This window comes from Parabacteroides sp. KHUB-01, assembly GCF_056640935.1.
Genome location: NZ_CM153256.1, coordinates 1,226,618 through 1,247,909, shown reverse-complemented (window position 1 = coordinate 1,247,909; position 21,292 = coordinate 1,226,618). Strand labels below are relative to the sequence as shown.

Here is a 21,292-nt window from a genome sequence, read left to right as displayed (position 1 = left end):
GCCACAGCTACCATACCCACCAGCAATGTACACAGATGACTTGCTATCCTTTTCATTTCCTTTGCAGATTTTGTTGTTGACTCTCAGCCTCCATCCCTTGCTCGAAGTTCTGCGAAGCCTGCTGTGTCGCCACGATGCCTGTCACCATTCCCGCAATCTTCGTCCGTTTGCTTTCTTCCGACAGATTGGCATTGCCCAAAATGAGCGACAGGCGGTTCATCTCCGAGGAGGTCAGTTCACGGTCAATCTTCACCGTACCGCTCTCTGCATGAAGCACAGTCTTGCCGTTCTCACCCACAGTAATGGTGCATTGCCTCATGCCTGGAACAAGCGAGGTCAAATCTACGAGCCGGTTGGCTGCCATGGCAGAGATAAGTCCTTTTTGTCGTTCCTCATCATTGCTGTCAATCTGCGCTGCCAACATCATCAGCGACATGAAGGTGGTCATCGCCATGTCGAGTATAGGGTCATTCGTTCCCGAAATGCCCACGCCGCTGTCCTCCGAGGAAAGGATTTTCTTCATCCAGTCCTCCGACGAAACCTTCTGCTCCTGTGGCGCATTGCTCTTGTATTTTGCCAACAGGTCATTGCCGTTATGCAGGGCCTGTAGCTTGATGTTGCCTTTCTGTCCGATTTCTGCCAGATAAGCGGCTGGATCCATATCCCTTTTTGAGCCGTCAGCCGATACACTCTTCACTCCGAAATGCAGATGCTCGCCAGTGGTTCTGGTGCCGGTATTTCCCGACACCCCCAACTTCTGACTGGCATTAACCACGTCACCTACCTTTACTGCTATGTCAGACAGATGCAGGTAGGAGCATTGCACCTTGCTGCCATCCTCACGGCTGTATTCCACGGTGACGGATTTCCCTCCTGCCGTGTTCGCATTATGGTTCACCGCCACCACCTTGCCGCCGTTCTCCGTGGCCAACACCGCCTCATGGTTCGTCTTGATGTCAATGCCCTTGTGCATCTGCTGCTTGGTGGCATCCATCGGATCCTGGCGATTGCCGAAAGGCGAGGTGATGAAGAGAAACTCCTCTCGCTCCACAGGAAAGGAATACCCGGCAGACTGCGGTACATGGGCAGCAGGCATTTCTCTACGAGGATTATTCTCCACCCCGAACGACCGACCTTCTGCCCGCATCTCAGCCATCACCTCACTGTCATACTTGTCCAGTCCGTTGGCTTCAATGATGCGCTGCAGACTTGCAGCATAACCGCCGCCCGTGGCATAGCCGGCACGCTCAATGCCCTTCGTCCATCCCTTGTAGTCGTCAGGCGACAGCGTGAAGCACTGCGCATAACGCTTGTTCTGCTTCAGGAACTGCGAGTGATGCTCATAACTGTCACCCACGCTTTTGTACTTACAGAATTTCTCGTTGGGCCTATCATCCGTATAGACTCCATACTCTCCGCCATTCTTCAACCACGATGCCGTAGCCTTGATGCCAAAGTGGTTGTTGCATTCGCGCGACAGTTGGCTCTGTCCGTTGCTGCTCTCCAGTATGGCTTGCGCCAAGATGACGGAGGCAGGAATCCCATACATCCGCATCTGTTCTTTGGCTTCCTCCGCATATTGTGCGGCATACGCTGCGTTCTTTCCCATAAGCCTATCTCCTTAGACTGGTGTGTTGTTCTGTTTCTTGACTTTCCTGTGCCATCTGCTTTCCTGTCTCTTTTCCAGGTGACACCATCTCCGTAATTCCACGCTTCGATGATGTTGTCTGCTTCGGCATTTCCAACTGGTCACAGATGGCCACCCGTTCACCAGCACGAATGAGCTTCGGCAGATAGGTGTCGAGGGCATGATATGGGAATCCTGCCATTGCCAACGGCTTGCCTTCATCATCCTTGCGCCCATTGCTCTTTGTCAGCGTAATACCCAATATTTTGGATGCCTTCACCGCATCATCCTTGTAGGTCTCATAGAAGTCTCCGCAGCGAAACAAAAGAATGGCATCAGGATGCTTCTTCTTCAAGTCAAGATATTGTTGGACAAGGGGAGAGACAGCAGCCTTGACAGCCTTTTCATCCTTCTTTTCTTCTTTCTTTTCCTCTTGTTTCTTCTCTTCCCTTTGTTCAGAGCTTTTATCTTCCTTAAGTACCACTTCCTTCTGTTCATCATGCTTATCGACAATTGCCGTCTCCGCTTGCTTCACCTCCGTCGCTTCTTCCTGCTTCTCTTGTGTACTTTGCTCGACATTGTTGTCTTTCTGCAATACATCAGCAAACAGCGAGGCGGCAAGGTTCTGCTTGTAGGAATCCCTGTCAGGAGCCACCCACAATCGTTGCCATTGTGACGGACTGACACTTCTCGGCTGCAACTTCTTGCCGTCAATAGTGGCTGCACACAGGCATTCGCCCGATTTGGCACGGAATACTGCCACACGCTGGATGCGGTTCAAATCAACCTCCTGCTCATTACCTCCGAAGATGTCCACCTTCAGGTCGGGTTTCGCCTCTGCCATAGCATAATACTTCTGTGCCAGTTCCTCACGCACACGCTCGATGTTGTCCATCGACTGCTTCAAGGTGGTGAAGAAATGATTGAGGTCTCCTTTGTCGGGATAGACGGCAAAGCCCTCCTTACCTTCGGGCTTGATGTACAATGCCCACCGCTCCTTGTCATCCTTTACCAACTGCACATTGTCGAAACCGATGTCACGGCTGTGGGTTACGGCCTCAGAAGCATCCAACGAGGATAGGTCTTCGATAGACCAGTTGCGCAGTCTTGATACCGTGATTTTCTTGTCGGCGAAATAACTGTCGTCGGGACGGAAGCCCAAGGCTCCGTCGGGATTGTAGAAACGCACGTTGTCATAACCCTCTTTCTGCAAGGCATTGGTGAAGCGTTGCTTGTTCATGCCCTTGATCTCGTTGTTCACCTCCAACGATGCACCCTGTGGCAGCACCACATCGGCGGTCTTGCTGGCATCATCACGCACGATGACCACAGTACGCTGCTCCTCGTTGGGATGCTGCTTGATTTCGTCTGCTACGAAGTAGTGGTTGGGCAACTGCACCTGTATCTGCGCCGTCTCTCGCTGATGCTGGTCGGTGGCATACTCCACCTTTTCACCCAGTTCGGCTTTCTTCAACACCTTCAGCGCACCGTTCACCTCACTCTCGATGGCATCAATCAGACAAGGGTCTTCCTTCAGTTCCCTCGTCCAATAGTCCACCATGCTAAGGCTGTCCTTTGACAGACGGGCAGGCAGTCCCAGTTCGAGCATCTTCACGCCCGAAGCTATCTCAGTGATGAGTCGTTCCTTCTTCACGGCATCCTCCGACGGGGCTTTGCCGTTCTTCATGACCATGCCCTCACGTGCCAACCGCTGCTGATGACCGGTGGCAGACACCAACTGACGCATCATCTCCTGTACATAGTCATTGTAGTGCTCGAAGTCACGCTGCCGTGGCAGGTAGATGACATCCTTCTCGGTGTCGTAGTGCGCCACACCCGTGCCGTCCTGACGTACATTCACGAGGTTGTCCTTCATCTTCTGAAGGAATCCGTTGACGCACCCATGCAGCTGCTTGTCCTCCTTGTCGCCATAACCTCTATCCTCCACCGTGCCATCCTTCTTCAATGCCGTAGTGTAGGCTGTTTCGTTAGCCATAGGCAGTAGCGTCTGGTCGATATTGAACAGCACACGGATCTCACGGTTTTTCACTCCCTTGTACTGCTGTTTGTCCTGTTCCGACAGTTCTGCGTATGCCTCCTTGGTGATGACATCGTCGGGATTGTTGCGGTTGACGTACTTATTCCAATTGTAATACAGGAACGGCACACCTTTCTCATGCTCCCTCACGCTCTCACCCCGTGCCTTCGCTTCGGAGAACTGCGTAAACAGATTGCTCTTGCAACCCTTGGCATCGGAGTCAAGGGCAAGGACAAGGGCATTGAACGGACTGACCGAAAAGCCCTTGGGATAGAGCTTCGGATAGAGTTTGCCGCTTGCATTCAACCAATGTCCCTTGGCATCCACCGCACTCGTCAGTGCCTCAGTGAGCAGCGACACCTGCTTCTCCGCCGTCCGCTTCTCAAATTCTGATTTCTCTTTCATGCTTTTATCTTTTTGTTTATCTCAATCACATTCTATAATTGGCTTACCAAGCCACCGTTCCCGACAATTTTGTTGTCGGGCTTCACTGTATTCCCCTCGGTCGCACCACGCTCTCCCGTGCCTGCTCTTCGTACTGCATTGCTGCCATCTGTCGCATCTGGTCGTTCTTGGCAAGTATGGCGTTAGCCAATGTATTCAGCGGCAATGCCCCCGACTGATGCGCCCCAATCACACTGTCAGGCAGTTGAATGGTACAAGGCACATGGTCAATGTTGGCAACGAGACACCGCCCTTGCAGCATCGGGTTGCTGATACGAGGATTGAGTGGTTCATCAGGATATTGGCGGTACTGAATGCGAGATGCAGCAGGACTAACTGTAGGTGCAATGCCTTCCTGCTGTTTCCTGCCCAGCACCTCATGTCCCGCTTTGTTGAGCAGATTGGCACCTCCCATACCCATCAACAGCATCTTCAGTATAGGATTCTTCACGAACATTCCAGCCACGATAGAGGCCAAAGGAAGGAGGCTATTGTCCATATTCAGCGATTTTGTCTTGCCAGTGAACAGTCCCACCAGTACATCGGGCAGCATCGCCAACACATAACCAAGGTTCTTGCCGATGTCTGAAAAGCCGTTCAGTCCAAAACTCTGCAACAGCCCGTCCCATCCATTTTCGTTTGTTTGTAAGGCTGTTTCCTCCTGCTGGACTACAGATGGTGTTGCCTCTTCAGTCGATGAATCAGGAGTTTCTTTCGGTTCTGCCTTCTTCTCCTTCTCAGCCTCTGCATCCAGTCTCGCCTTAACCTCCAGATACTCGTCTTCCTGTCCAGGCGCAACTATCAAGGGCACATCCTTGTACTTGCCTGTACGTTTGGTTGCTTCGTTTCTCTGAGGGTCAAGGAACGTACCTTTGTTCCAAGGAAAAGAGGTCTGCTCGGTTTGTTTCGTCCAATCCATAAAAGTGATATTGCTCGTGGGAATCTTGTTCTTGAAATGGCTGTTGGTAGCCTTGATATAGCTGTTCTCGTGGTTCTTGATGACTTTTGCCTGTTTGCGGAATGAGGCGAAGACGTTGGTGCCCGTACCGAAAACTCCCTTGCTGATACACTCCTCGACACAGACCTCTTGGCTGCTACCTTTCTTGCTTAGGTGCTCCATGCCGACATTCATCACCATATCGATACCGACAAACTTGGCGAAGGTTGCCCATGAGCCAATCCCTCCCATGGCCACGACATCGGCACCCGCTCCGGCTGCCCATCCCGCTGCCTTCTCTGTTCGAGAGGGCTTATAGGCTGCCTCTCCTTTGGCTTCTATCTCTGCGGCAAGGGGTGACTTGTTCAGTTCGTAGGGCAGACCGAACAGACTGCTTTGTGCCGCCTTGCGGATGATATAGTCGGCAGAAGATGTTGGCATACGGTCTTTCACCATTTTTTCTATCATCAGCTGCTCCATGCGGTAATCGATATAGGCGTATGCCAAATCACAACCGAGTTGTTTAGAGAGTGCATCGTACCGCTCTCGTCCTATCTCCGTCACCACCGCCTTGCGCCATTCCTCAGCCATCACGGCAAGGTCACGCTGCATATCCTTGTTGCCGACAATAGCCTCCTTGCACATCGCCAGATAGTCTTCGGTGGTCTTGCTGTTCCACTTGCCTGTAATCTTCAGCGTGGCGTATGGGTCATCACCAGGCATATTGGCAGTGGCCAATGAGCGTAGGATGCCAGCCGTACTGTTGGAGTAGGCTCGCATCTCGTCTGCCTGTCTGTTGGACAAGTCCCGTTGCACCCTGCCCATCACGGGGGCAAGGTGACACCCGAAGTAGTCGCCCATCAGACGCTCTATCTCTGCGAATCGCTGACTGTTCTTAACTGCCATATACCTTGTTTATATATTATACTGCTGTAATATCTGTTCCTTTGTCTGCTCGATGGCATTGTGATATATCTCCATCTGCTTAGGATAGTGTTCCTCCAACCATGCGTCCTTGTCCACTTGGCAGTGGATGAACTGCACGGCCATACGTTCCTCAATCTCCACGGAGGGTTCCCCCTCTTCCTTACCATTGAACCATGCCTTTGTCCACCATCTCACGCCAGCCCGGTCGGGATAGACGCTCACTATCCTCGGAATGTCGAAGCTCTGGATATCCACGTCCAAGTCGGCAAGAGGGTCGATGATGCCGTCATGCGTCAGGGCTTGCTCTTGGAGTTTTTTTTTAACACCTCGTCCATCGTGGAGAGATATACCTGATGTCGCATGGCAAGATAGTTGAGAAAGTCGGCAATGAGCAGGTTCTGCACCTTAGTCGCCAAAGGCATACAGCGGTTGCCGATGCCCAAGGGATTAGCCATGCTCGGCATGGTCTCGTAGAAATAATGCTTGCTCGCTCCCAACGAGAAGATGTTTCTCAACGACTGCTCCGTATGTTCGGGCAGAGAGTATGCTCCTTGTTGAAGGTCCTCGAAGTAGGAGGGAAGGAAGCGGAGCATCAATGCCTCTATCTCCTGACGGTCGGTGTCGTAGGGTGAAGGGATGTTCATGTCCAGTTCATTGATGCCCATTTGGGAATTGTGCTCCAATGCCTTGATATTGCCGTAGAGCATGGTGGAAAATATAAAGTCACTTGACCCACTATTATACTCTAAATTGACCCATCAAAAAAATATTAGAATTAAGTAGAGAAAAATGCATTTTAACCCGGGTCAGTTTCAATTATAATTCTTTATAGCAGATACTACTTCTTTTTAGCATTAATCTTTCTTACAGAATCTCCCGTTAGTTCAATTTTGTGTGCCGTATGTACAATTCTGTCCAGGATTGCATCAGCTAAAGTAGGATCTCCAATTGCATCATACCAGCTTTCAACTGGAAGTTGTGATGTTATTATGATTGATTTTATTCCGTGTCTGTCTTCTATTATTTCCATAAGTATTGACCTTTCCCTGGCATCCAGTCCTATAAGAAAGAGATCGTCTAAAATAAGCAGTGAACACTTTTCAATTTTTTTCATCTCAGATTCTATAGTTCCCTTGTTTTTGGCCATTTTAAGCTGTCCCATAAGCTTTGACGCATTGGAGTATAAAGTTCTGACTCCATTTTTGCATGCTTCATATCCTATTGCTGAAGCTATATAGCTTTTACCTGTTCCGGAGCTTCCTGTGATAAAAATATTCTGTCCGTCTCTTATAAAATCAAGAGAAGCAAGTCTCTCGAGCTGGTTCCGGTCAAGGTTCCGTTTTATTGTATAGTCTATTTTTTCCATATATGCCTTATATCTGAAGTTTGCAGATCTTATCAGTCGCTCAATGCTTACATTGCGTCTGTAATCATACTCGCTTTCAAGAAGCCATTTCAGGAACTCATCGTTTGTCATACCATCAGAGGATGTTGTCCTGCAGTCATTCCTGTATGTTTCAAGCATACCGTAAAAACGTAATTTGGAGAGTAACTCCATTATTCTGTCCATATTTTTTCCGACAGTTCTGTTTGTTTTATTATTACTTGTCATTTTTATCCATATTTTTAGAGTTAAAATAATCCTTACCTCTGAGATTTCTGTGTTTAGGGGTAAGTTCAGGAGCAAGCCCCTCCATTTGTATATGATACTTTTCATCTTCCCTGTTTACCAGAAGGCTTTCAAGTTCGTTGAACCCGAACATGCAGGATTCCATTGCTATCTGGCATGCAAGAACCACTCTGTCGTGTCCGAAACATTCCACAAGACATAATATACCATCAGCTGAACGTATAGCCTGAACAGGATATTTTTTGGCAACAGCCACCAACTTTATATACTCTTCCACTACCGGGTCTATTTCACGTGCCTTGCGGTATATATCATCCATTCTGATTCTGTATTCATGTAGTACTCCGGGAAGTTTATGGGAAGGTTTTTCTGAATAAGTGAAAGGTGTATCATCCCTGCGATGTGTCGTTATGTGTCTGAATTTATGATATATCTTCACTGTGTCCCCATCATACAGTAATTCTACAGCATCGCCTATATACTCTTTAGGAACACTGTAATAGTGATTGTTAAGCGATACATAACTGTTTTTCATGACAGTTGCCGTTTTCCGGTTTTTTGATATAAATCTTGTTGCCGGCAATATATGTAGCCTGTCTTTCTCGACCTCGAGGAAACGCTCCCTACGGCTGTAGCTGCGGTTGTACATCTTTCGGCTGTTCAATGCGTCAGTATGTTTCATTATTTCTATGTTCAAGGCTTCAATATCATTGAATTTCAATCCTGTCATCTTTGAATATACCTCCCTGTAAAGCAGTCTTACAGCATTTTCAACCAAAGCCTTGTCTTTGGGTTTGCGCACTCTTGCCGGAAAGACAACACAACCATAATGGTCTGCAAATGCCGCAAAGTCATCATTTATTACAGGCTCTATTCCACCGGGCCTTGTTACGGCAGATTTGAGGTTGTCGGGAACTATGGCATTTGGTACACCTCCAAAATAATGGAAAGCATTTTCACATGCCTGGATAAGATATTCTTTCTTTTGCGATGGTACAGCCTCGTAATAAGTAATCTGACTGCATGGAAGTATCGCAGCAAAGACTTCTACGGGAACCTTATCACCCGTATTCCTGTCTGAAATATAAAGTTTGTCACCGGCAAAATCCACATACATCTGATCACCAGCTATATGATCTATGCGTCCAACCGGTATTTTTACCTCCCTTTCACGTCTGAGATACAGGCAGAATGAACAATAACTGTAACCTTGGGGACGGTTTCTCAGATACTCCTCATACAAGGACCTTCTTGTTGTTCCACGGGATTTAAGTCGTTTAATGTACTCAGGTATATGTTCTTGAAGATACTTATACTCTGCAGATCCTGTTGATTCGTTGTCAGTCTCCGTACCGAAAAGTTCATGCAGATGATGCTCGTCCATTTTCAACAGGCGTTCCAGCTCTATACCCATATCCTCGTATATTCGGATATACCGTTTACTGTATTACGTGAAATCAGAAGAGAAGAACTGATACTACGGATACTCATTCCTGACTGGTAGCACCGCAGTATGTGCTTGATTCTTATTTTCATTCTTTAAAATTTTTATTCGGTTAATGATACCGGGTTAAAATGCTTTTTAAAGTACAAAAACAAGACTGAAATGTGGTAATTCTATAGGGTCAATTTTTATTATAATCTAAGTGGGTCAGTTTCGGTTATAAAGGTGGGTCAGGTGATTTTTATAATAGTGGGTCAAGTGACTTTATATTTTCCAACACGCGCCATTCGTTGACAATCTTAACTAATGTCTGAATTGAGACCTTGCCGTTCTGTCGAAGAGTGGTCAGAAAGCCATGATACTCTCTGATGGCTTCATCGCTCGAATGGAACGACTTCGTGCCGTTTCCGTCTGAACATGCTGTCAGCATGACTACGGCAAACGCAGTGGCAATACAAATGGCAAGTCTGATACAGCCATGCGAGTTTGATTTTGCATTATGCAATATTTGCTTCATGCAATGGAGGTTGGTTTGTCCTCCGAAAAGTTGGGTTTCATATTTCATTGTTGTCATTATTTTGAGTCTGATTTTGAAATTGACGGTGCAAAGTTAATGCGTTTCAGCGATATATTTGCAAGAATGACAGTAAGTTTAATCTTATTTGTGTATCATACTTGCGAGTATGATTTTCAATGAAATCAAGTGAAAAGAAAATGGCAAATTATCGTGTTTAAGTATGATTTTTCGTTCAAGTATGATTGTTTCTCGGAAAAATAGTGTACCTTTGCACTTGATTTCATTTAATAGCGTACAACAGTATGGCAAAAGTAGGTTACATCTTTATCGCCACCAATGGCGAAGAGTATGCAGAAGACAAGGCTTGGATGCAGCAATACGGCTGTGTTCAGGTGATAGAGGAACTGTCCGAACACGAGAGGCTGCGCCCGATGTGGAAGCAGCTCATATCGAGTCTGGAGCGCGGCGACGAGCTGGTGGTGTCGAGGTTCAGTAACGCACTGCGTGGCACCCGTGAACTGGCTACATTCATAGAATACTGCCGTGTGAAGGTGGTTCGCATCATCTCCATCCAAGACCGCATCGATACGTTTGACGAACTTTTCCCCGACACCAAGCCCTCACAGGTCATCCGTATGTTCGGGTCACTCTCTGAGGAGTGTGCCGTGCTGCGCAAGGCATCGGCACACATCATCCATCTGCAACAGAATATCCGGCCGCCCAAGAAGTCGGAAAGGGCACTGTCGAAACTGGAGCGTGAGAAGAATATCGTGAACATGTACAACGAGGGGCACAGCATAGATGACATCTTTGCCATCAGCGGCTTCACAAGCCGAAGTTCCGTGTTCCGCATACTCAACAAGCATGGTGTGACGCTGAACCGTGGACCTCATAGTGGACCGCTGAAGAAAAGGAATAAAGAATAAACAAAAAACAGATACAATGAATAAGACATTCAACATCTACTGTGATGAAAGCACCCACATGGTGCATGACGGTCATCCCTACATGCTTTTGGGATGTACAAGTATAGCATACACACAAATCCGCATGGCAAAAGATGCCATAAAAGATATTAAGAAGAAGCACGGCTATAGTGATGAGCTGAAATGGACAAATGTCCACGAGGCCACGTATAAAGTCTATGCAGAGCTTATAGACTGGTTCTTTATGAATGACATGGAATTTAGGGCTGTGGTTGTTGACAAGAGTCAGATTGACGAGAAACGAGAAGACTATACGTTTAATGATTTCTACTTTCGCATGTACTACCAATTGCTGCATCACAAGATGGACATGGATTATACATATAACATATATATGGATATCAAGGACACATGCAGTAGCGATAAGCTGGAGAGGCTCAGAAAAATAATGGAATACAACTCTTCCATTGGCAGGTTTCAGTTTATACGTTCACACGAAAGTGTCTTCATCCAATTGGCAGATGTTCTAATGGGAGCCATCAACTACAACCTTAGATATGAAAAGGGAGAAGTTGAAGGAAGGGTGAGAGCCAAAATGAAGCTGATTGAAAAGATAAAAAAACACAGTAATATCAGTCTCAACACCACAACTCCCAAATTTAGAAAGAAGTTTAATTTGTTTTTTATCGCACTGAAATAGCCAATGAGCAGTTTGAATATTATCAAGAAATACCCTGAGCTGCTGGAACTGGCATATCTCAGTGAACGAGAAAGAGAGCATGATCTTCATGCAATATTCAAGCGTGATATAGAAGATAACTGTCAATTCTCATTCAGAGGGTGGCGCATCTATCCTATAAAGACAGATGGCGAGATTGACATGGCAAGATTGTTCAAGCATCTTACCTGTGAAGAAATCATGGTTGAGAACGAAGACGGTACGACTTATCCAAAGCGAGTATTCGAGATGGCTCGTTCACAAAGGCTTCATTGGATAAATCACCATGTGAGAGAATTGACACCAGACAATCTGGATGTATTTACCATAGAAGAGAGGGACGGCAAAAAGCGTAAGGTCAAGAAAACATACATCTATGATAAAGTGGAAAAGTATGTTATTGTCTTGGAACAACAACGTAGCAACGGATTCTATCTGTTGACAGCATACCATCTTAACAAAGAGTATGGACTAAAGGCTTTGGAAAAGAAGATGAAAAAGAGATTGCAGACACCACTATAAAACGCAAGACCCGAATTGCATCAAAGGCAACCGGGTCTCGAAACTCCTTCTATCTATAGATGAGCGCTGCAAAGGTACGAATATTCTTTGAAATAACGAAGGTTTTTCATTGAATTCTTCTCGATTTTAACATTTGCAGGGCAGTATTGTAAGATAACAGGAAAGAAAATAGCATAATTTTACAGAAAATCGTAATGGAAACATTCAAAGACGTTATATCAAGTGACCAACTTGTCTTGGTCGATTTCTTCGCCACCTGGTGCCAGCCATGCAAGATGATGCACCCCATCCTTGAGCAGGTGAAGGAAGTGTTGGGTGACAGAATCCGCATCATCAAGGTAGATGTGGACAAGTATGGGGTGACTGCAAGTCAGTATGGCATACAGTCTGTGCCCACATTGATGCTGTTCAGACGCGGCGAAGTGTTGTGGAGGACGAGCGGTGTGATGCAGAAATCAGAGTTGCTGGCAACGATTGACCCGTTTTTAAGATAAAAGAGCAGAAATGTCAAAATCTAAATTAAAGTCTGTCCTCATGTCCATGGACAAGAGTGAAATAATAAAAATGGTATTGGAACTTTATTCTGCACGGAAAGAGGCAAAGGAATATCTTGACTTCTATGCAGAGCCGAATGAGGGCCAGAAGCTGGAAGAGTATAAGCACATCATACGGGAAGAGTTCTATCCGAGCAGAAACAGAGAGCCAAAGACACGCTTCTCAGTGTGCCGCAAGGCATTGTCCGACTTCAAGAAACTGAAGCCTTCGGAAGATTCAGTCGCAGAATTGATGGTGTTCTATATGGAGAATGCCTGTCAGTTCACTTATGACTATGGAGACATGTGGGAGCAATTCTATGATTCTGTTGAGAGTAATTTCGACAAGACATTGCGCCACATCGTGCTTTATGACCTTTGGGACAAGTATGATTCCCGAATCAAGCAATGCCTTCGTTGGGCAAGCCCTTGTGGATGGGGATTTCCTGACGCACTGAATGATATGTATGAGGAAATGAAGGCGCAAAATGAGGAACTCCGAAAGAAATACAGGAATTTCAAGATGCCCATCAACGCTGATTATTAAACGAATATACTCAAATGGGGAAACCAAAGAAAAAACATAAGAAAGCGAAACAACTGCCCTTAAGCAAAGAAGAGCAGATTTTTCAAGCGGCAAGAGACCTTGCAGCTGAAATTGGCATATCCTATTCTGAGGCATTAGGGTTTACTTTGGGCATAAAGGACGTAACGTATGGTTGGGAAGAAGACTATACGGAAGAAGAGTTTCAGGCACTGATTGACCACGCTGTGGGAGACACTGATTATGAGCACACCCTCTATTGAATCATCTACACGAGAGGAACGTTTGGATTACGTTCTGAATGAATGGAGATGTCTGCACAACTGTGAGCTGTGCGGTAAGTGCCATATTCTGAAAGGCAGAAGCGAAGAAATACTCTATGCAGACTATATAGACGGCAAGCGGTCATATATGGATATAACATTAGAAATCAGAAGCAACAGATAATGATGTCACAGAAATACATATATCCATCGTTGTTCCAAGAGGAAGAGCCGCAAGAAAGCGTTCCTGGTGATAAGAAAGAGTATGACCTGACGAATCTCTTTGAGAGATTGGCAAAGTCTGATTTTCGCAGCCGGTTCCATCTGTCCAAGCAAGACAGGGAGTATGTAATGGAAAAGGGATTGCCGACGATACGAAAACACGCAGAGGACTTTGTGGCAAAAAGACTTGCTCCGGCTGTCATACCGAACGACGGCAAGCAGACTCCCATGCGTGGGCATCCTGTTTTCCTGGCTCAACATGCCACTGGCTGTTGTTGCCGGGGATGCTTCTTCAAGTGGCATCACATCTCAGCAGGCAGGGCACTGACCAAGGAAGAACAGGAATATGCTGTTGCCGTATTGATGGCATGGATTGAAAAACAGATGAATAAAGGATGAAGATAGAAGAAGCCATAGTATATGTGATGGTAAAGCGAAATGGCGGCATGACAACCGACCAGATTGCCGATGCCATCAATCGTCATAGGCTGCACCTGAGAAAGGACGGTCAGCCTGTGACAAGCAAGCAGGTGTATGCAACAATCTGCCGTTTCCCTGAAATGTTCACAAAAGAAGCTGGCAGAATCATGTTAATGATATGACGTAACGATATGACAATAGATACAACCAACATGTGCTCACACCTTCAGAAGAAGTTGTTTGAACCAGAAGGTGTGTATTATCCTATATGGCAAGCCATGCAGGATGATGAGACCTTGACAGCAGTGGTACGAAGCAGACAGCTGCACATCTACAGAAACGGGAAGAAAATTCTCGTTCTGGCAGGTAAGGCACAACCGAAGATTATAAGGGAAGACAAAATACAAGAGTTAATAACAAGATTATAAACAAAACATCAAATCATCAAAACAATGGACGCAAAAGAAAAAGTATTGGCAACAATGAAAGAGGCTGGTCAGCCTCTCAACGCAGGTAAAATCGCAGAACTCAGCGGTCTCGACCGCAAAGAGGTAGATGCAGCCATGAAGCAGCTGAAAGCAGAGGGTGCAATCGTCTCTCCTGTGCGTTGCAAATGGGCACCTGCAGAGTAAGGTTTATACTGCTGTCTTGAAATATAGGCAGCAGTATCTTTATTTTTATCAAAATGTTAAGGTGAGGAATCTGAATATCCTTGCCTACGGACACAATTATCCGCTGCATCTTTTTGGGGTAAGGTGCAGACGTATGGCTGTCAGCGTATCTTGGTTTAAAGACGCTTAGCGGTCACGGCGGAAGTCGTTTCGTCTCTCTCCGCCGAACAAAGCTCTGAGCACATTGCCCAAAGCTCCGAACACGAAGTAGCAAACGATGATTGCAACAATATCGTCCATAAGCATTTTCTGTTTTATGGGTTATACACTATTATGAAGATTCACTATGTCCAATCCCTGCCTCTTGGCTTCTCTGACGGTGTAGAACGTGCCGCCCTTGGGATTGCCATCGAAGTAGGCTATGAGACGTGAACTGCGGTTGACCATATAGTCGTTGCGCCTCAGAAGGCAGCCATTGTAGTATTGCTCGCTCAATACGACCACGTCATCCACGATGCGCAGGATGGCATCATACTTGGCTTGCTCTTCCTTGCTCCACCGGTCAGACTGACCACGGAACGGCACAACGGCTATCACCTGCAAGTCCTTCAACTCGCATTGCAACGAAAGGGCGGCTTCTGCCGCCAGCAGGTCAAATCCCATTGCCATGCCACAATAGAAATACCGGTAGCCGTCGGCATACGCCTTGGCTATCTCCGATTTGAGACATTGCTTCAACTCCCTCCGCTTGGCGAAAGGTACGCTGCGGTGTCCGCTGAAGCATACGGACACTGCCTTGTCGTACTTTGTCATACTTTACCTTACTTTATAATGTGTGCGTGCGAGGAACATACCGCCAATAACACATGCCCCGAGCCTTTCGAGTTGGTTGGCATACTTGGCATAGCTGAGACCCTTGGTTATCACATCGTCAAAGACCAACACCATTTTGTTGTCGAAGAACGGCTCATCAAACTCAACGACATTCGCCTTGCGGACTTCATCCTCGTTCTTGCGGTTATCGTGGATGGTCTTACGCTCTCCGCATACCCTCACGTGCTCGTAGCCGTTTTCCGCTCCTGTCAATTCACACACCCTGTGGCAGAAAGCCTTGTAGCGGAGTTCGTTGCTCTCGCTTGTGGATGCTGGAACGGGGGCGAAGACGATGTTCACGCAACCCTTGCCGTAGAGTGTCAGCATATTCTCTGCGGTGCGCTGCGCCACTTCCTCGTAGGCTCTTCCGTCCTTGAAGTCAAACACTAATTGTCTGTCGGCAATCTCCTTCTCACCCACATTGCGGATGCGTGCGGGATAGTATTTGCAGAACCAAGTCTGAGGCTTGTCTAACTGCTTTTGGATTTGATAGTCATTCTTGTGTGCCATTGCTCTTATGTTTTTTCTTCCCTTATTTCGGAGGCTTTTCCTGCCTGCCCAAGGGATATTTTTTGCTTTCCAAGAGTGATGGCGATCAAAAAGCCAAATCGGGAGCGAAAAATACGCTCTGCACGCAGAGGAAGATTTTTCGGTCAAATGCAATGGACGATTTGGTGTTTGAACAATCGCCAGCATTACCTTTGCAAAACAATATCCGCAGCGGCAAGGCAGGCGAAAAGAAATCTGTTATGTAAAAGAGGAAACGGGCGGGATGGCGTGGGGCGAAGCTGTATATGGGGAAGGACGATAGTTGATATGAGGGAAAAAGAGAAAATCTTGTAATAGGGAACGACATTGCCTTTTATCAGCATGGAGACAGTCCTACAAGCAGAGAAAACTATTGCCCTAAAAATGAGTTGGATAGTATTTTCTAAAAGTAGTATCGACTACGAATAGTATAATAGTCGAATAGTTTTTACTACCATACTACGGATAGTAAAGTCTGTTTATAGAAGAGATAGCGGTATCATCGTCTGTTCGGCGATGATACCGCGCGGCACTCATGTGTCATGCCGCTTTAGGTATTCTGTCATTGCCTCATTGACAATATCACGCAAGGACATCCCTTTCTTGATGGCGAGGTACTTCATCCTCGTGTGGATGCTCTTGTTGATAAGGAAATTGCAATGCACCGGCACTTCGGTAGTCTCAGAAACAGACACAGGTGGTGCTGGTGTAGTTTCTGTGACTATCTGCTCCTTACTCGGCTTCTTTGTGGAAGAAAGGAGTCCGTTGAGACCGCCTTTCATTCCCTCTTTCAACATACTGCTCTTGCTCATGGCTATGCTATTTTAAGTTTAACACTTCTTTTGCCAAAGACATATAATCACTGGCACCATTGGATTTGGGATTATACTCAAAGATAGTCTTGCCGTTGATGGGTGCTTCTGCCAAAGCCACATTATCACGGATGACGGTCTTGAAAACCTTCTCGTGAAAACTGTCATTGACGATTTCCCTCACGCTTCGGTTCAACGTCTTGCGGCGATCGAACTGGGTGATGACGATGCCGCCCACTTTAAGGTTGGAGTTGAGCCGCTCCTGAACGATGCGGATGATGTCCATCAACTTTGCCATACCTCTCATGGCAAGGTATTGCGCTTGAACAGGGATGATGATGTAGTCGGCTGCGGTGAGGGCATTCAAGGTCAGCAAGCCCAATGACGGTGGACAGTCGATGATGATGTAGTCGAAATGCTCTTTGGCGATGGCTTTGGTGATAAGTCCCTTCAAGATAAGCTCCCGTCCCGGCTCGCTGATAAGCTCTAACTCAGCCGCAGACAGGTCAAGGCATGAGGGTGAGACGGTGATGCCGTTGTGCAACTTGACCAACGGCAAGGTGTACTGTCCACACATTGCGCCATAGACTGTCTGTTCTTCCTCGATGGACAATCCCAAGGCTTCCGTGAGGTTGGCTTGTCCATCCATGTCAATAGCCAAGACGTTCTTCTTACTCAGTTGCAGAGCTGCCGCAAGGCTTACTGCGGTCGTACTTTTCCCTACACCACCCTTGTGATTTAATACTGCAATTATCTGTGTCATAACATGATACTACTATTAGTGAATACTACTTTACTATTCTACTACTGATAGTACATACTAACCATAGTAAAAGCGGATTTACTACGATTAGTACGTACTACTCTCAGTTGATACTACCCTCAGAAGGGAAGGTCTTCGCTCTTGTCCTGCGGTGCATCGGCTGGCGGTACGGGAGCCTCGCCCTCTGCCTTGGCTGCCTTGCGTGCCTTTGTTGCAGGTGTGTCGGTTGCATCCTTCTTCCCTGCATTGACAAAGGCGATGGAGTCAGCTATGATGCTATGCTGTATGTGGTTCTCTCCGTTGCGGTCTGTCCAAATGGAAGAAGTCAGTGTGCCTTCCACAAGCACCATACGACCCTTGGTGAGGTATTCAGCCAAACGGATATGGTTCTCCTTGCTGCTCTTCACCCTTACCCAAGTGGTGATTTGCTTGCCCTTACTGTAGTCGTCCACTGCGATGTCAACAGCCATGAATGTTCCGTGTGTACCTGTGATGACGCGGCAATCCTTTGCTCCGATGCGTCCGATAGTGTGAGTGTAAATCATAATGTGAAAATGTTATAGTGGCAAGTTGGTTAGACTTGCCGTTACCTTGTTATTTAAATGACTTTTCTTGTTGATTGAACATAAGCTATTGCTTCATTCATAATTTCTGCTCGTGACCTACTCTTGTTATCTTGCATCCACTCATCAATTTCAGATTTGAGGAACATGATACGTTTCCCCTTCTTATGGAATGGTATTTGTTTATTGCTTGTCCAACAATAGATTGTGTGTTCAACTGGATGGGTAGGGAGATACTCACTCAATTCGGAAACACTAAGCCATTCCAATCCCTTATCGGGCTGAATTTGAGTCATTAGTGTGGAAAACTTTTCTTCTAAAATCTCCAGCTTGTTTATTACTAATGACAATGCTGATGGCAAGTCATTAAAACTCAATATTTGCTTTTCCATATCAATATATGTGTGGCAAGTTGGTTAGGCTTGCCGTTACCTTGTTATTAATATCCTTTCTTCGTCTGCCTTGTATTGGCGACAAAAGACTTGTTGCTGCCTGTGAGACTGATAGAGCCGCAATTAACAAACTCTCCGTCGGAATAGACTCTGTACTTCTGTCCGCTTACCTCATGCTTCTGTTTGATGCGCTCTCGCATCCACTTCTTGGCTGCGGTCAATGAGCAAAAGGTCTCGCTCTCCTTGGTCGTCTCGTCATATACGATGCACTGGGTCATACATGCTCCTACTTCATCCATGCACCTATACTCGACGTGACATAGTCCAACTGACCGCCAAATATGTCGCTTGGCTCTATGTCGTATTGTCCATCCCTCACTTCCTTGTCCTCTCCAAGAAGCGACAAGTTTCCGTCGGCATCCAAACGTGCTGCGTCTATGACGATGTCACGAGGCTCGTCAAAGAGATAACCTGCCACGATGGGCTGCTCTCCCTCGAAATGCACCTCAAAGCCTCCGTCCACCTCCGTGCCGTACTTGCGAAGAGCCGCTTTCAGCTCGTCCTGCTCCCGGTGCTGCAATGCCTGGAGTTGTCCGTGGATAGTGAGGTCTTGCAGTTCTGCCTCTCGTTTGGTGTGGGTTGCCTCGCCGGTCTTGCAGTCGATGTCATACTTGTGGTAAACCACTGGGATATGGTCTGCCGATGTGACAAGCCATGTGATGTTGTTCACTGAGAAGCCCTGTCTGGTGAGGAACTCCTCGATGTCTGAGCCGAGAAGGTGGTCGGCTACGTCAAGATACTCGATGCGTGCGTCAGCATCATGCAGGATGATAATCTTCATTGCCTTTCTATTTTTAGTGATACAAATAAGTTTGTCGCCCATGTCGCTGGACTTGTTTAACTACGTTGAAGAAACTTACGCTCAGCATAGTGAATAAATTCCCTCTGCGTTCGCTTAACCGTTTCTTTCTCTTCCCTCCTTTCGAGACCTTTCAGCCTGTGGAGGGATATTTTCTGCTCCCACAAGCCGCAAGAAAAGACATAAAGACAAATTATGTGTGAAGAATACTCTTTTCCGAGGAAAAGGAAGATTGTTCACAGTCACAAGACCTCAAGCAGAATTTGACGATTGTCTCAGACGCGGCTAACTTTGCAGGAAATATGCCTACCACTGCGCTGATTGGAAGAAGATTATTGATATTGGCTGCAAGAGGAATGATGTGTTATATATAAAGAGGTAAGAAGAAAGATTGAAACAGTAAGGGTGGGCAGTGAAGTGTTTGCAGGTCTGCTGTACCGACATAAAGCGAGTGTGTTGGCTGACCGGGATGCAAGTCATCAAAGCTTCAGCCTTGATAGCTTGTAGCACGGACAGACAATTCTCTCGCGTCGGTACTTCGGCATACTGTCAGCTTTGGCTAATAGCAACGTGTTGCCATCAGCCAAGGATGTCTGTATGACGACAGACCATGTAACGCTTCGCAAAGGCGTGGGGCAAAGCAGTATAATTTAGAAGTAGATAGTAACGTATATCAGGCAAGAAGAGACAGTTGCGCAACGGACAAATCGGGCACTCCTGTCAGCATGACAAATGTGCCTTGTCCTTGCCGCAGGACACTGAGGCAGATTGGACGTAGCAGACATGTCTGCCACATTCAATATGCCTGAGTGGACAAGAACTGCCTCTTGTATAGCAGAAGAGAAATTGTAAAACAGTTGATTAGTGGTAAAGGTGGTATGGGTGGGCAGAATGGCATTACACGGACATTGCCGAAGCCCGATAATGGGACAGCCAGACAGCAATAAAGGCAGTTATCAGAAGTGTCAGTTTCTGATAGTGACATTGTTGGCTGCCTGTCACATGGGATTCGTGCGGTGTCCGTACAGTAATGCCGTTCTGAAGGTGTGGGGCGAAGCGATACAACGCACTTGGACGAAACCACCGCTTATAACAGAAAATATTTTGCAGTCAAAGAGAAGAAGAATAGTAAAGCAGGTGTGGGTGGGTAGTGAAGCTGTCGCAAGATTGACGGTCTGAATATCAAGGCGAGTGGATAGCCAGTAAAGGACACAATTATCAGAAGCCTCGGCTTCGGCATCTTGTGGCATAGATGGCAGTCCTCTCGCGTTCAGACCTTGGCATACTGTCTTTCTTGGCTAATAGCGACTTTGTCGCCATCAGCCGGGAATATCTGTATGCCAACCATCTTGGTGACGTTTCGCAAATGGTGAGGGACGAAGTGGTTAGAATAAAGGAAGACGGCGTTGCCGTTATGGTTAATAAATGCACATGGTTGTTATTAGAGAAGATTATCACACGCTATAACAGCAGATTGATGTCCCTGAGCAAAACAAAAGCGACCCGAAGGTCGCCTTGTTATGGAGAGGAAAGGCTATTTCTTGCCTTTCTTGGTTGCTGGCTTGGCCGGCTCTTCCGCAGGAGTCTCCTCCTTGTCGGGACACTCGTAGAACTTGGTTGCAACCATGATGATTCTGGAGTGCTTCACGCCATCCTTGTCTGTCCACTCCTCTGGCTTGAAGAAACCCTCGACGGTGAGCAACGTGCCCTTGGTGAGCTTGTCGAATGATTCGGTGTGCTCGTTCTTGCGCCATGCCTCCATATTCATGAAAGCCGATACGCGGTTGGTTTCCTCGCCGTTCTTCTCCTGACGGCCTACTGCCAATGAGAAGCGTGCTACGCTGGCGTTTGCGAACTGACGGATTTCTGCATCCTTACCTACGAAACCTGAAACTGTGAAGTTGTTCTCGATCTTTTTCATTTTGAATTGAATTTAAAAGTGAAACTTAATTTTTACATGCATTCAAAAGCAGGGATGTGGCACCATGTGGGAAGCACCATGAAAATCGTTCGCAATACTCTTTTTGTCGTTGGCGGTAAGGGAGAAAAAGGAAGATTACGCACTATTTTATTGGTCACAGCGATAGCGGCCACACAAGAAGGAGGAAGTCCTTCGCAGCATCACGCTACCTTTGCATGGTAAAAATAAGTGGCTTTCAAATAGCTCAATTCAGAAAAA

Annotated in this window: 30 protein-coding genes and 1 pseudogene; 13 read left to right on the top strand and 18 right to left on the bottom strand. The window is 46.7% G+C overall.

Annotated elements, in window-relative coordinates; all coding sequences use genetic code 11:
• Positions 1-52 precede the first annotated feature (52 nt).
• The 9 genes and pseudogenes from ACYIAR_RS05630 to ACYIAR_RS05590 all read right to left on the bottom strand — a co-directional run bounded on the left by ACYIAR_RS05630 (position 53) and on the right by ACYIAR_RS05590 (position 9,612).
• Positions 53-1,609 (bottom strand): glucosaminidase domain-containing protein, encoded by a 1,557-nt coding sequence (locus ACYIAR_RS05630; RefSeq protein ID WP_005816260.1) that lies wholly within the window; start codon positions 1,607-1,609, stop codon positions 53-55.
• A gap of 4 nt (positions 1,610-1,613) precedes the next feature.
• Positions 1,614-4,070 (bottom strand): MutS N-terminal domain-containing protein, encoded by a 2,457-nt coding sequence (locus ACYIAR_RS05625; protein WP_005816257.1) that lies wholly within the window; start codon positions 4,068-4,070, stop codon positions 1,614-1,616.
• A gap of 82 nt (positions 4,071-4,152) precedes the next feature.
• Positions 4,153-5,952, bottom strand: a complete 1,800-nt coding sequence (locus ACYIAR_RS05620; RefSeq protein ID WP_480332670.1) for a hypothetical protein — start codon at positions 5,950-5,952, stop codon at positions 4,153-4,155.
• Between the two features lie 9 nt (positions 5,953-5,961).
• Positions 5,962-6,234 carry a hypothetical protein gene (locus tag ACYIAR_RS05615; protein WP_007897422.1) on the bottom strand — a complete coding sequence of 91 codons (273 nt, stop codon included), beginning with the start codon at positions 6,232-6,234 and terminating at the stop codon, positions 5,962-5,964.
• Between the two features lie 32 nt (positions 6,235-6,266).
• Positions 6,267-6,689 (bottom strand): annotated as a pseudogene (locus ACYIAR_RS05610) (M23 family peptidase); the annotation flags it as partial.
• Positions 6,690-6,811: 122 nt separating this feature from the next.
• A complete protein-coding gene (istB, locus tag ACYIAR_RS05605; protein WP_480331376.1) occupies positions 6,812-7,585 on the bottom strand; it encodes an IS21-like element helper ATPase IstB in 774 nt (257 codons plus the stop codon).
• On the bottom strand, positions 7,575-9,017 hold the full coding sequence (gene istA, locus ACYIAR_RS05600; RefSeq protein ID WP_480331766.1) for an IS21 family transposase: 1,443 nt from the start codon (positions 9,015-9,017) through the stop codon (positions 7,575-7,577). Before istA ends, istB begins: the two co-directional genes overlap by 11 nt.
• On the bottom strand, positions 9,008-9,139 hold the full coding sequence (locus ACYIAR_RS05595; protein ID WP_480331704.1) for a hypothetical protein: 132 nt from the start codon (positions 9,137-9,139) through the stop codon (positions 9,008-9,010). Before ACYIAR_RS05595 ends, istA begins: the two co-directional genes overlap by 10 nt.
• 149 nt (positions 9,140-9,288) lie before the next feature.
• Complete coding sequence (locus tag ACYIAR_RS05590; RefSeq protein ID WP_480332668.1) at positions 9,289-9,612, bottom strand: hypothetical protein; 324 nt, start codon at positions 9,610-9,612, stop codon at positions 9,289-9,291.
• A 254-nt stretch (positions 9,613-9,866) separates the two neighbouring features.
• Between ACYIAR_RS05590 and ACYIAR_RS05585 the strand changes: the two genes are divergently transcribed.
• The 11 genes from ACYIAR_RS05585 to ACYIAR_RS05535 all read left to right on the top strand — a co-directional run bounded on the left by ACYIAR_RS05585 (position 9,867) and on the right by ACYIAR_RS05535 (position 14,344).
• Positions 9,867-10,490 carry a recombinase family protein gene (locus tag ACYIAR_RS05585; protein WP_005816288.1) on the top strand — a complete coding sequence of 208 codons (624 nt, stop codon included), beginning with the start codon at positions 9,867-9,869 and terminating at the stop codon, positions 10,488-10,490.
• A 16-nt stretch (positions 10,491-10,506) separates the two neighbouring features.
• Positions 10,507-11,190, top strand: a complete 684-nt coding sequence (locus ACYIAR_RS05580; protein ID WP_005816290.1) for a DUF3800 domain-containing protein — start codon at positions 10,507-10,509, stop codon at positions 11,188-11,190.
• Between the two features lie 3 nt (positions 11,191-11,193).
• Positions 11,194-11,730: a hypothetical protein gene (locus ACYIAR_RS05575; protein ID WP_005816292.1), complete on the top strand. Its 537-nt coding sequence runs from the start codon at positions 11,194-11,196 to the stop codon at positions 11,728-11,730.
• 194 nt (positions 11,731-11,924) lie between these two features.
• Positions 11,925-12,224, top strand: coding sequence for a thioredoxin (gene trxA / locus ACYIAR_RS05570; RefSeq protein WP_005816294.1), 300 nt, complete (start codon positions 11,925-11,927; stop codon positions 12,222-12,224).
• Positions 12,225-12,234: 10 nt separating this feature from the next.
• Complete coding sequence (locus tag ACYIAR_RS05565; protein ID WP_007837469.1) at positions 12,235-12,810, top strand: DUF6155 family protein; 576 nt, start codon at positions 12,235-12,237, stop codon at positions 12,808-12,810.
• A gap of 14 nt (positions 12,811-12,824) precedes the next feature.
• Positions 12,825-13,070, top strand: coding sequence for a hypothetical protein (locus ACYIAR_RS05560; protein WP_005816298.1), 246 nt, complete (start codon positions 12,825-12,827; stop codon positions 13,068-13,070).
• Entirely contained in the window at positions 13,051-13,254 is a 204-nt protein-coding gene (locus ACYIAR_RS05555) for a hypothetical protein (protein ID WP_008144459.1), read from the top strand. The genes ACYIAR_RS05560 and ACYIAR_RS05555 overlap by 20 nt, the downstream gene beginning before the upstream one ends.
• Positions 13,254-13,691 (top strand): DUF4186 domain-containing protein, encoded by a 438-nt coding sequence (locus ACYIAR_RS05550; protein ID WP_005816300.1) that lies wholly within the window; start codon positions 13,254-13,256, stop codon positions 13,689-13,691. The genes ACYIAR_RS05555 and ACYIAR_RS05550 overlap by 1 nt, the downstream gene beginning before the upstream one ends.
• Positions 13,688-13,894: a hypothetical protein gene (locus ACYIAR_RS05545; protein ID WP_005816302.1), complete on the top strand. Its 207-nt coding sequence runs from the start codon at positions 13,688-13,690 to the stop codon at positions 13,892-13,894. The genes ACYIAR_RS05550 and ACYIAR_RS05545 overlap by 4 nt, the downstream gene beginning before the upstream one ends.
• 9 nt (positions 13,895-13,903) lie before the next feature.
• Entirely contained in the window at positions 13,904-14,140 is a 237-nt protein-coding gene (locus tag ACYIAR_RS05540) for a hypothetical protein (protein ID WP_005816304.1), read from the top strand.
• Positions 14,141-14,164: 24 nt separating this feature from the next.
• Complete coding sequence (locus tag ACYIAR_RS05535) at positions 14,165-14,344, top strand: transcriptional regulator (protein ID WP_005816310.1); 180 nt, start codon at positions 14,165-14,167, stop codon at positions 14,342-14,344.
• A gap of 300 nt (positions 14,345-14,644) precedes the next feature.
• On the opposite strand, the gene ACYIAR_RS05530 is transcribed toward ACYIAR_RS05535, so the two are convergent.
• The gene (locus ACYIAR_RS05530; protein ID WP_005816313.1) at positions 14,645-15,136 is read right to left on the bottom strand and encodes an SLOG family protein; all 492 of its coding nucleotides are present in this window, start codon (positions 15,134-15,136) and stop codon (positions 14,645-14,647) included.
• 3 nt (positions 15,137-15,139) lie between these two features.
• Positions 15,140-15,706, bottom strand: coding sequence for a hypothetical protein (locus ACYIAR_RS05525; RefSeq protein ID WP_005816315.1), 567 nt, complete (start codon positions 15,704-15,706; stop codon positions 15,140-15,142).
• Here ACYIAR_RS05525 and ACYIAR_RS05520 point away from each other — a divergent pair.
• Positions 15,700-15,951 (top strand): hypothetical protein, encoded by a 252-nt coding sequence (locus tag ACYIAR_RS05520; RefSeq protein WP_225494525.1) that lies wholly within the window; start codon positions 15,700-15,702, stop codon positions 15,949-15,951. The two genes, ACYIAR_RS05525 and ACYIAR_RS05520, sit on opposite strands and share 7 nt — an antisense overlap.
• Before the next feature lie 306 nt (positions 15,952-16,257).
• Here ACYIAR_RS05520 and ACYIAR_RS05515 read toward each other — a convergent pair whose 3' ends face one another.
• From ACYIAR_RS05515 to ACYIAR_RS05490, 6 genes are all read right to left on the bottom strand, one after another.
• Positions 16,258-16,536, bottom strand: coding sequence for a plasmid partition protein ParG (locus ACYIAR_RS05515; RefSeq protein WP_005816317.1), 279 nt, complete (start codon positions 16,534-16,536; stop codon positions 16,258-16,260).
• A 7-nt stretch (positions 16,537-16,543) separates the two neighbouring features.
• Complete coding sequence (locus tag ACYIAR_RS05510; protein WP_005816319.1) at positions 16,544-17,299, bottom strand: ParA family protein; 756 nt, start codon at positions 17,297-17,299, stop codon at positions 16,544-16,546.
• A 119-nt stretch (positions 17,300-17,418) separates the two neighbouring features.
• Positions 17,419-17,844: a single-stranded DNA-binding protein gene (locus tag ACYIAR_RS05505; protein ID WP_005816321.1), complete on the bottom strand. Its 426-nt coding sequence runs from the start codon at positions 17,842-17,844 to the stop codon at positions 17,419-17,421.
• Between the two features lie 53 nt (positions 17,845-17,897).
• Positions 17,898-18,254 carry a helix-turn-helix domain-containing protein gene (locus ACYIAR_RS05500; protein ID WP_007837478.1) on the bottom strand — a complete coding sequence of 119 codons (357 nt, stop codon included), beginning with the start codon at positions 18,252-18,254 and terminating at the stop codon, positions 17,898-17,900.
• 47 nt (positions 18,255-18,301) lie between these two features.
• Entirely contained in the window at positions 18,302-18,553 is a 252-nt protein-coding gene (locus ACYIAR_RS05495) for a hypothetical protein (RefSeq protein WP_007837480.1), read from the bottom strand.
• Complete coding sequence (locus ACYIAR_RS05490) at positions 18,541-19,095, bottom strand: hypothetical protein (RefSeq protein ID WP_005816324.1); 555 nt, start codon at positions 19,093-19,095, stop codon at positions 18,541-18,543. The genes ACYIAR_RS05495 and ACYIAR_RS05490 overlap by 13 nt, the downstream gene beginning before the upstream one ends.
• Positions 19,096-20,004: 909 nt before the next feature.
• On the opposite strand from ACYIAR_RS05490, the gene ACYIAR_RS05485 reads away from it, so the two are divergent.
• Positions 20,005-20,292: a hypothetical protein gene (locus ACYIAR_RS05485; protein WP_227224266.1), complete on the top strand. Its 288-nt coding sequence runs from the start codon at positions 20,005-20,007 to the stop codon at positions 20,290-20,292.
• A 355-nt stretch (positions 20,293-20,647) separates the two neighbouring features.
• On the opposite strand, the gene ACYIAR_RS05480 is transcribed toward ACYIAR_RS05485, so the two are convergent.
• Positions 20,648-21,034 (bottom strand): single-stranded DNA-binding protein, encoded by a 387-nt coding sequence (locus tag ACYIAR_RS05480; protein ID WP_004319910.1) that lies wholly within the window; start codon positions 21,032-21,034, stop codon positions 20,648-20,650.
• Between the last annotated feature and the right edge of the window lie 258 nt (positions 21,035-21,292).

Excerpts from the sequence above, each read along its gene's own strand:
- ACYIAR_RS05580 (WP_005816290.1), top strand. The coding sequence starts at position 10,507 with ATGAATAAGACATTCAACATCTACTGTGATGAAAGCACCCACATGGTG.
- ACYIAR_RS05545 (WP_005816302.1), top strand. The coding sequence starts at position 13,688 with ATGAAGATAGAAGAAGCCATAGTATATGTGATGGTAAAGCGAAATGGC.
- ACYIAR_RS05595 (WP_480331704.1), bottom strand. The coding sequence starts at position 9,139 with ATGAAAATAAGAATCAAGCACATACTGCGGTGCTACCAGTCAGGAATG.
- ACYIAR_RS05630 (WP_005816260.1), bottom strand. The coding sequence starts at position 1,609 with ATGGGAAAGAACGCAGCGTATGCCGCACAATATGCGGAGGAAGCCAAA.
- ACYIAR_RS05560 (WP_005816298.1), top strand. The coding sequence starts at position 12,825 with ATGGGGAAACCAAAGAAAAAACATAAGAAAGCGAAACAACTGCCCTTA.
- ACYIAR_RS05510 (WP_005816319.1), bottom strand. The coding sequence starts at position 17,299 with ATGACACAGATAATTGCAGTATTAAATCACAAGGGTGGTGTAGGGAAA.
- ACYIAR_RS05485 (WP_227224266.1), top strand. The coding sequence starts at position 20,005 with ATGGCATTACACGGACATTGCCGAAGCCCGATAATGGGACAGCCAGAC.
- ACYIAR_RS05530 (WP_005816313.1), bottom strand. The coding sequence starts at position 15,136 with ATGACAAAGTACGACAAGGCAGTGTCCGTATGCTTCAGCGGACACCGC.
- ACYIAR_RS05515 (WP_005816317.1), bottom strand. The coding sequence starts at position 16,536 with ATGAGCAAGAGCAGTATGTTGAAAGAGGGAATGAAAGGCGGTCTCAAC.
- ACYIAR_RS05500 (WP_007837478.1), bottom strand. The coding sequence starts at position 18,254 with ATGGAAAAGCAAATATTGAGTTTTAATGACTTGCCATCAGCATTGTCA.
- ACYIAR_RS05535 (WP_005816310.1), top strand. The coding sequence starts at position 14,165 with ATGGACGCAAAAGAAAAAGTATTGGCAACAATGAAAGAGGCTGGTCAG.
- ACYIAR_RS05525 (WP_005816315.1), bottom strand. The coding sequence starts at position 15,706 with ATGGCACACAAGAATGACTATCAAATCCAAAAGCAGTTAGACAAGCCT.
- ACYIAR_RS05590 (WP_480332668.1), bottom strand. The coding sequence starts at position 9,612 with ATGAAATATGAAACCCAACTTTTCGGAGGACAAACCAACCTCCATTGC.
- ACYIAR_RS05505 (WP_005816321.1), bottom strand. The coding sequence starts at position 17,844 with ATGATTTACACTCACACTATCGGACGCATCGGAGCAAAGGATTGCCGC.
- ACYIAR_RS05490 (WP_005816324.1), bottom strand. The coding sequence starts at position 19,095 with ATGAAGATTATCATCCTGCATGATGCTGACGCACGCATCGAGTATCTT.
- ACYIAR_RS05540 (WP_005816304.1), top strand. The coding sequence starts at position 13,904 with ATGACAATAGATACAACCAACATGTGCTCACACCTTCAGAAGAAGTTG.
- istB (WP_480331376.1), bottom strand. The coding sequence starts at position 7,585 with ATGACAAGTAATAATAAAACAAACAGAACTGTCGGAAAAAATATGGAC.
- ACYIAR_RS05550 (WP_005816300.1), top strand. The coding sequence starts at position 13,254 with ATGATGTCACAGAAATACATATATCCATCGTTGTTCCAAGAGGAAGAG.
- ACYIAR_RS05625 (WP_005816257.1), bottom strand. The coding sequence starts at position 4,070 with ATGAAAGAGAAATCAGAATTTGAGAAGCGGACGGCGGAGAAGCAGGTG.
- ACYIAR_RS05565 (WP_007837469.1), top strand. The coding sequence starts at position 12,235 with ATGTCAAAATCTAAATTAAAGTCTGTCCTCATGTCCATGGACAAGAGT.
- ACYIAR_RS05585 (WP_005816288.1), top strand. The coding sequence starts at position 9,867 with ATGGCAAAAGTAGGTTACATCTTTATCGCCACCAATGGCGAAGAGTAT.
- ACYIAR_RS05555 (WP_008144459.1), top strand. The coding sequence starts at position 13,051 with ATGAGCACACCCTCTATTGAATCATCTACACGAGAGGAACGTTTGGAT.
- ACYIAR_RS05480 (WP_004319910.1), bottom strand. The coding sequence starts at position 21,034 with ATGAAAAAGATCGAGAACAACTTCACAGTTTCAGGTTTCGTAGGTAAG.
- ACYIAR_RS05575 (WP_005816292.1), top strand. The coding sequence starts at position 11,194 with ATGAGCAGTTTGAATATTATCAAGAAATACCCTGAGCTGCTGGAACTG.
- ACYIAR_RS05495 (WP_007837480.1), bottom strand. The coding sequence starts at position 18,553 with ATGGATGAAGTAGGAGCATGTATGACCCAGTGCATCGTATATGACGAG.
- ACYIAR_RS05620 (WP_480332670.1), bottom strand. The coding sequence starts at position 5,952 with ATGGCAGTTAAGAACAGTCAGCGATTCGCAGAGATAGAGCGTCTGATG.
- istA (WP_480331766.1), bottom strand. The coding sequence starts at position 9,017 with ATGGGTATAGAGCTGGAACGCCTGTTGAAAATGGACGAGCATCATCTG.
- trxA (WP_005816294.1), top strand. The coding sequence starts at position 11,925 with ATGGAAACATTCAAAGACGTTATATCAAGTGACCAACTTGTCTTGGTC.